6 protein-coding genes are annotated in these 6,840 nt (G+C 73.2%); 5 read left to right on the top strand and 1 reads right to left on the bottom strand.

From position 1 onward, the window contains the following. Both ACXJKA_RS18450 and ACXJKA_RS18445 read left to right on the top strand, forming a co-directional pair. The coding region (locus ACXJKA_RS18450) for a thiamine pyrophosphate-dependent enzyme (RefSeq protein WP_456826651.1) at positions 1–666 on the top strand (666 nt) is incomplete at its 5' end. Between the two features lie 99 nt (positions 667–765). Further along, a complete protein-coding gene (locus ACXJKA_RS18445) occupies positions 766–2,553 on the top strand; it encodes a trypsin-like peptidase domain-containing protein (RefSeq protein WP_456826650.1) in 1,788 nt (595 codons plus the stop codon). A gap of 140 nt (positions 2,554–2,693) precedes the next feature. Here the strand turns inward: ACXJKA_RS18445 and ACXJKA_RS18440 are convergent, their stop codons facing one another. Next, a complete protein-coding gene (locus tag ACXJKA_RS18440; RefSeq protein WP_456826649.1) occupies positions 2,694–4,064 on the bottom strand; it encodes an isochorismate synthase in 1,371 nt (456 codons plus the stop codon). 72 nt (positions 4,065–4,136) lie between these two features. On the opposite strand from ACXJKA_RS18440, the gene ACXJKA_RS18435 reads away from it, so the two are divergent. The 3 genes from ACXJKA_RS18435 to ACXJKA_RS18425 all read left to right on the top strand — a co-directional run bounded on the left by ACXJKA_RS18435 (position 4,137) and on the right by ACXJKA_RS18425 (position 6,803). Then, complete coding sequence (locus ACXJKA_RS18435) at positions 4,137–4,835, top strand: demethylmenaquinone methyltransferase (RefSeq protein ID WP_456826648.1); 699 nt, start codon at positions 4,137–4,139, stop codon at positions 4,833–4,835. A 293-nt stretch (positions 4,836–5,128) separates the two neighbouring features. After that, entirely contained in the window at positions 5,129–6,394 is a 1,266-nt protein-coding gene (locus ACXJKA_RS18430) for a geranylgeranyl reductase family protein (RefSeq protein ID WP_456826647.1), read from the top strand. A 46-nt stretch (positions 6,395–6,440) separates the two neighbouring features. Then, positions 6,441–6,803 carry an NADH-quinone oxidoreductase subunit A gene (locus ACXJKA_RS18425; protein WP_370503697.1) on the top strand — a complete coding sequence of 121 codons (363 nt, stop codon included), beginning with the start codon at positions 6,441–6,443 and terminating at the stop codon, positions 6,801–6,803. The last annotated feature ends 37 nt before the right edge of the window (positions 6,804–6,840 follow it).

The raw sequence follows: 6,840 nt of genomic DNA, 5'->3' as shown, positions 1-6,840 counted from the left end.
GCGATCGACGGCGTGCTCGACGGGCTCGACGCCGGTCGCCGGTCCCGCAGCGGGACCCGCGTGACGGGACCGGCGCTGGCCCGCGCGGTCGCCCAGGTGAGCGGCGCCGACGACGCGCTCGTGGTCGGGTCGTCGAACCCCGTGCGGGACCTCGACCTGGTGGCCCGCTGGGACTCGCCGCCGGTGGTCCTGGCCAACCGCGGCCTCGCGGGCATCGACGGCACCGTCTCGACGGCGGTCGGCGTCGCGCTCTGGCTCCCGGACCGACGGGTCCGGGCGCTGCTGGGGGACCTCACGTTCCTGCACGACGTCGGGGGCCTGCTGCGCGGGCCGCTCGAGGCGACGGTGCACCTCCAGCTGGTCGTCGCGAACGACGACGGCGGGTCGATCTTCTCGACGCTCGAACCGGGCGAGCCGGCACGCGCCGACGTGTTCGAGCGCGTCTTCGCGACCCCGCACGGCGCCGACCTCGCCGCGCTGTGCGCGGGGTACGGCGTGCGGCACACGCGGGTCAGCGACGTCGACGGGCTGCTGCCCGCGCTCGCCGCGCCCGGGCCGGGCCTGAGCGTGGTGGAGGTCCGGGTCGACCGGGCCGGGCGGCGCGCCCTGGGCGAGCGGATCGCCGACGAGGTGGGCGCGGCCGTGGCCGCCGCGCTGCCCGCCTGAGCGATCCATCCGAAACTCGCAGCGAACTCCCAGGTTCTGCGAAGCCTCCCTCCAGCGTGACCAGGTGAGATGGTCATCGACCAAGGAGGGCACCACAAGATGACCACCACACCTGAGAACGGCGCGAGCAACCAGCCGCCTGCTGCCGGTCAGCACCCCCAGACGCACACGACCCAGCCGCTGCCGGTCCAGCCGACCCAGCCGCTGCCGGTCCAGCCGACCCAGCCGCTGCCGGTCCAGCACACCCAGCCGCTGCCTGTCGCTCCGGCGCACCCCACCAACCCGTTCACGCCGCCGCACCCCGCCGCACCGGCGGACCAGCGCGCCGCGTACGACGCCGCCCAGGCGGCCGCCGCTCAGCACGCAGCTGCCCAGCAGGCCGCGGCGCAGCAGGCTGCACAGCCGCAGCCGGCGCCCGTGGACCCGTTCGAGGCTGTCCGCCGCGCGCAGTGGGAGGCCGCCCAGCGCGCCGCCGCCCAGGACCCGGCGACGCTGCAGCAGGCTGCCTACCAGCCGGCTGCGGTGTACGCCGCCGCGCCCGCACCGGCGCCGCAGGGCACCGTCCCGACGCAGCGCAAGCGCAACCTCTGGCTCCCGGTGACGGGGGCCGCGGCAGCCGCGGCGATCCTCGCCGCGATCGCGACGGCGGGCATCACGCACACGCTGTCCGACGACGACGCGAGCGGCAGCCACCCCGCCTCGCTGGCCACGATCGGCCAGACGAGCAACGACACCGTGCCCGTCTCCGGCTCGACGAACGACAACCCGGACTGGGAGGCCGTCGCCAAGGCCGTGCAGCAGTCGGTCGTCGCCATCCAGGTCTCCACCGGCAACGGCGGCGGCGCGGAGGGCTCGGGCGTCATCGTCGACGACGCCGGCCACATCGTCACCAACAACCACGTCGTCGCCGACGCGGACCCGGACAGCGTGCAGGTCACGCTGACGGACGGCCGCATCTTCAAGGCCACGATCGTCGGCACCGACGCCACCACCGACCTGGCGGTCATCAAGCTGACCGACGCCCCGGACGACCTCAAGCCCGCCGCGTTCGGCGACTCGTCGAAGGTCATCGTCGGCCAGCCCGTCATGGCCGTCGGCAACCCGCTCGGCCTCGCCAGCACGGTCACCACCGGCATCGTCTCCGCGGTCGACCGCCCCGTCTCCACCTCGGGCGAGAACAGCAGCGAGGCGACCGTCACCAACGCGATCCAGATCGACGCGGCCGTCAACCCCGGCAACTCCGGCGGCCCGCTGTTCGACGCCGAGGGCAAGGTCATCGGCATCAACTCCTCGATCGCCACGCTCTCGAGCGAGTCCGGCTCCATCGGCCTCGGCTTCGCCATCCCCGTCGACCTGGTGAAGAACATCGCCGCGCAGCTCGTCGACGACGGCACCGCCGAGCACGCCTTCCTCGGTGTGTCCCTGTCCGACGGCACCGCCACCGCCGACGGCGTCACGCGCCGCGGCGCGGTCGTGGAGTCGGTCAGCGACGGCTCGCCGGCCGCCGCGGCCAAGCTGCAGGAGAAGGACACGATCGTCGCGATCGACGGCAAGGCCGTCGGCGGCGCCGAGTCGCTCACCGCCTACGTGCGGGCGCTCCCGTCCGACACCAAGGTCACGCTGACGGTCGTCCGCGACGGCAAGACCTCGGACGTCGACGTGACGCTCGCGGTCCGCAAGGAGTCGGCGTCGTCCGAGCAGGCTCCGCAGCAGCAGGACCCGCAGCAGCAGGACCCGCAGCAGCAGGACCCGCAGCAGCAGGACCCGCAGCAGCAGGCTCCCGACCAGGGGCAGGGTGACTCCGGCTCGTCGGGGATCCCCGACGGGCTCAGCCCCGACCAGCTGTGGCAGTGGTTCCAGCAGCAGCAGCAGGGTGGCCAGGGCTGATCGCAGCCCACTGAACGCCGGCGGCCGCCGGGTCTCGTCCCCCCGCGGACCCCGGTCGCCGGCCACGCGGTCCGTCCCCGGACCGCCCGCCTGCCCGGCCGACTCCCCTTCGGCCACGGCACGGCCCCTCGGCCGGGATGTCAGCTCGTGCTGGCGTCCCGGCCGAGCGCGTACCGCATGGGGACCAGCTTCGCCTCGGACTCCGCCAGCTCGGCGGGCGGGTCGGACGCGGCGACGACGCCGCAGCCGGCGAACAGGCGCACGCGTCGCGGGTCGTCGGCGTCGACCTGGGCCGAGCGCAGCGCGATGCCCCACTCGCCGTCGCCGTCGGCGCCGAACCAGCCGACCGGCCCGGCGTAGCGCGCGCGGTCCATGCCCTCGACACGGCGGATGAGCTCTCGCGCGGCGACCGTCGGCGTGCCGCAGACCGCGGCGGTCGGGTGCAGCGCCGCAGCGAGCGCGAGGGAGGACGGGTGCGCCGCGGCGCCGGTGGGCGCGGTGAGCACCGCGGTCACGTCCGACGCGAGGTGCAGGACGTTGGGCAGGTGGAGGACGAACGGCACGTCCGGCACGTTGATCGAGGAGCAGAACGGCTCGAGCGCGTGCGCCACGGACGTCACCGCGTACTCGTGCTCCTCGAGGTCCTTGGAGGAGTGGGCCAGGATCGCCGCGCGCGCCACGTCGGCCGCGTCGTCCCCGGTGCGCCGGATGGTGCCCGCGAGCACGCGCGAGGTGACCAGACCCTTCTCGGAGCGGACGAGGAGCTCAGGAGTGGCTCCCAGCAGGCCGTCCACGCTGAACGTCCAGCACGAGGGGTACTGCGTCGCCAGGCGCTCGAGCGCCCAGCGGACGTCGAGGGGGTGCTCGGTGCGCGCGTGCACGTCGCGGGCGAGCACCACCTTGTCCACGTCGCCGGCCTTGATCGCCGCGATGCCGCTCGCGACGACGTCGCGCCACCCGTCGGCGCTCACGGCCCCGTCGGTGTAGGCGACCTCGCCGGGATCGACGGGCGGCACGCGGGGGCCGACGACGTCGGCGAGCCGCGGCGCGGCGCGCAGCCGGGCGCCCGTGGTGATGGTGGTGAGCCAGGTGCGCCCGGCGCGGCGGCCGATGACGACGCGCGGCACGACGACGACGCCGCCGGCCGGTGAGTCGTCGTCGAACGCGAACGAGCCGAAGGCCACGGGGCCGGTCCCGGGCGCCTGCACCTCGTCGCGGACGATCGCCCGCGCGAGCACGTCGTGCCACGCCCGTTCGGCGTCGGCGAACCGGTCGGCGCCGCCGACCTCGATCCGGAGCGTCTCGCCCCACGCGACGAGTCCGTCACCGCGACGCACCCAGGCGAGCGGGGCCTGCGACGGCAGGAGCCCGAGCAGGTCGAGGGGGTCGGGTAGGCCCAGGAGGTCCGCGTCCGCAGGTTCCGTCGTCCCGCCGAGCGCGTCGAGCGCGACCGTGCGGACCACGAGAGGCTGCGGGACCGCGTCCGCGGGGGCGGAGGGCTGCGTGCTCATCGGTGCCAGCGTATGCCCGGAGAAGCGGCCCGCCCTGTCGTACGGGCGCGCCGGACCTGCGACGATGGACACATGTCCCGTGCCTCCCTCGACAAGGACCCCCAGGACGTCGCCGCCATGTTCGACGCCGTGGCCCACCGCTACGACCGGACCAACGACGTCATCTCGCTCGGTCAGGACCGCGCGTGGCGCAAGGCGACCCTCAAGGCTCTCGACGCACAGCCCGGCGAGACGGTGCTCGACCTCGCGGCGGGCACGGGCACGTCGTCGGAGCCGATGGCGGACGCGGGTGTGCACGTGGTCGCGTGCGACCTGTCCGTCGGGATGCTCGACGTGGGCAAGCGGCGCCGACCCGACCTGGCCTTCGTCGCGGGCGACGCGCTGCACCTGCCGTTCGCCGACGCGTCCTTCGACGCGGTGACCATGTCGTTCGGGCTGCGCAACGTCAACGACGTCGACGCGGCGCTCGACGAGCTGCTGCGCGTCACCAAGCCCGGCGGCCGGCTGGTGGTCTGCGAGTTCTCGCGGCCCACGTTCAAGCCGTTCCGGGCGGTCTACCAGAACTACCTCATGCGGGCGCTGCCGCCCGTCGCGCGGGCCGTCTCCAAGGAGCCCGAGGCGTACGTGTACCTCGCCGAGTCGATCCGCGAGTGGCCCGACCAGCACGCGCTGGGCCTGCTGATCAAGCACGCCGGCTGGACGCACGTCGCGTACCGCAACCTGTCCGGCGGCATCGTCGCCCTGCACCGGGGGACCAAGCCCGAGGCCTGACCTGGATGCCGTCCGTCGAGCCGGGCCGGCTGCTGCCGGCGTCGCCGCAGGTCCCGGTACCGAGGAGCGAACGTCGCAATCGCCCAGGAGCGCCCGTTCGGGTGAACAATGGGCCTCGCCGCGCCTCCGCCCGGCGACGTCCTTCCGGCCGACACGCCGCCGTCAACCGGCAGTTCAGGGCACGTTCTTCACCCGCTGCCGCGAGGTAAGGAGTGCCTTCGCAGACAGCCCCAGGGGTGCTGGTTACACTCGCCGGGAGCAGTACGTGAACATCGTCACAAGTGGGGTCACTGGTGGTGGAAACAACGCACGATGACGCAGATGTCATCGTCGTGGGCGCGGGCCCAGCAGGGTCCGCCGCCGCGTTCCACTGTGCCTCTGCGGGCCTGGACGTGCTGCTCCTGGAGAAGGCGGAGTTCCCCCGGGACAAGGTCTGCGGCGACGGGCTGACGCCTCGCGCGGTGGCCGAGCTGGTGCGGATGGGCCTGCCCATCCGCGAGCAGGACGGCTGGATCCGGAACGTCGGCCTGCGGGTCATCGGGGGAGGCCACCGCCTCGAGCTCGCGTGGCCGGAGCTGTCCAGCTACCCGTCGTACGGCCTGGCCAAGGCGCGCACGTCGCTCGACCACACGCTGGCGGACCACGCGCGTGCCGCGGGCGCCAAGCTGCAGGAGCGCACCACCGTCACGGGTCCCGTGCGCGACGAGCGGTCCGGTCGGGTGGTCGGCGTCCACGCCAAGGTCGACGGCGAGACCGTCACGTACCGTGCGCCTGTCGTCATCGCCGCCGACGGCGTGTCCGCGCGGCTGGCCACGGGGATGGGCCTGGAGAAGCGCATGGACCGCCCGATGGGCGTCGCGGTCCGCACGTACTTCCAGACCCCGCGGCACGACGACCCGTGGATGGAGAGCCACCTCGAGCTCCGGGACGACGACGACAACCTGATGCCGGGCTACGGCTGGATCTTCTCGCTCGGCGACGGCACGGCGAACGTCGGGCTCGGCTCGGTCGCCTCGACGGCAGCGCCGACCAAGGTCGACTACAAGAAGCTGTTCGCCACCTGGATGCGCCACCTGCCGGCCGAGTGGGAGTTCACGCCCGACAACCAGGTGGGTCCCGTCAAGGGCGCGGCGCTGCCCATGGGATTCAACCGCGGGCCGCTCTACTCCAACGGGCTCATGCTTGCCGGCGACTCCGCCGGGATGATCAGCCCGTTCAACGGCGAGGGCATCGCCTACGGGTTGCAGGCCGGGCGGGTCGCGGCCGACGCCATCGCCCAGGGGCTCGCGCGGGGCACCGCCGCCGGCCGCGAGCGGGCGTTCGCCACGTACCAGCGCCGCATGAAGGACGATCTCGGCGGGTACTACACGCTCGGCCGGGTGTTCGTCCGGCTGATCGAGCACCCCGAGGTCATGCGCGTCTGCACGAAGTACGGGCTGCCCCGGCCGCTCGTCATGAAGTTCGTGCTCAAGCTCCTCTCCGACTGCTACGAGCCGAAGGGCGGTGACCTGGTGGACCGGGTCATCGCCGGCCTGGCGCGGATCGCCCCCGCCGCATGAATCCCATCGGCCGGAAGGCCACCACAAAGAAGTGGAGTGACGCGCGATGAGCAACCCGTACGTCCCGCTGCTCTTCCTCATGGGCATCGCCGCCGTGCTCGCCCTCGGCGGCGTCGGCTCGAGCGTGATCCTGGGTCCGAAGCGGTACAACCGCGCCAAGCTCGAGGCGTACGAGTGCGGGATCGAGCCCACCCCGCACGCCATCGGCGGGGGTCGCTTCCCCATCAAGTACTACCTGGTCGCGATGACCTTCATCATCTTCGACATCGAGGTGGTGTTCCTCTACCCGTGGGCCGTGAGCTTCGCGGACCTGGCGCTGTTCGGCCTGGTCGCGATGATCGGGTTCCTGGTGATCATCACGGTGCCGTTCGTCTACGAGTGGAAGCGCGGCGGGTTCGAGTGGGACTGATCAGAGCTCGGACCATCGCAGTGTCGAAGGAGTGTTG

The sequence above is a fragment of the Cellulomonas sp. P5_E12 genome (genome assembly GCF_054049315.1).
Note: the sequence above shows the minus strand (reverse complement) of the source record. Positions and strands in the feature narration are given on the sequence as shown.

What these genes read in the sequence shown, in the direction of transcription:
- ACXJKA_RS18435 (WP_456826648.1), top strand. Translation starts at nt 4,137, where the DNA reads ATGTCCCGTGCCTCCCTCGACAAGGACCCCCAGGACGTCGCCGCCATG.
- ACXJKA_RS18445 (WP_456826650.1), top strand. Translation starts at nt 766, where the DNA reads ATGACCACCACACCTGAGAACGGCGCGAGCAACCAGCCGCCTGCTGCC.
- ACXJKA_RS18440 (WP_456826649.1), bottom strand. Translation starts at nt 4,064, where the DNA reads ATGAGCACGCAGCCCTCCGCCCCCGCGGACGCGGTCCCGCAGCCTCTC.
- ACXJKA_RS18425 (WP_370503697.1), top strand. Translation starts at nt 6,441, where the DNA reads ATGAGCAACCCGTACGTCCCGCTGCTCTTCCTCATGGGCATCGCCGCC.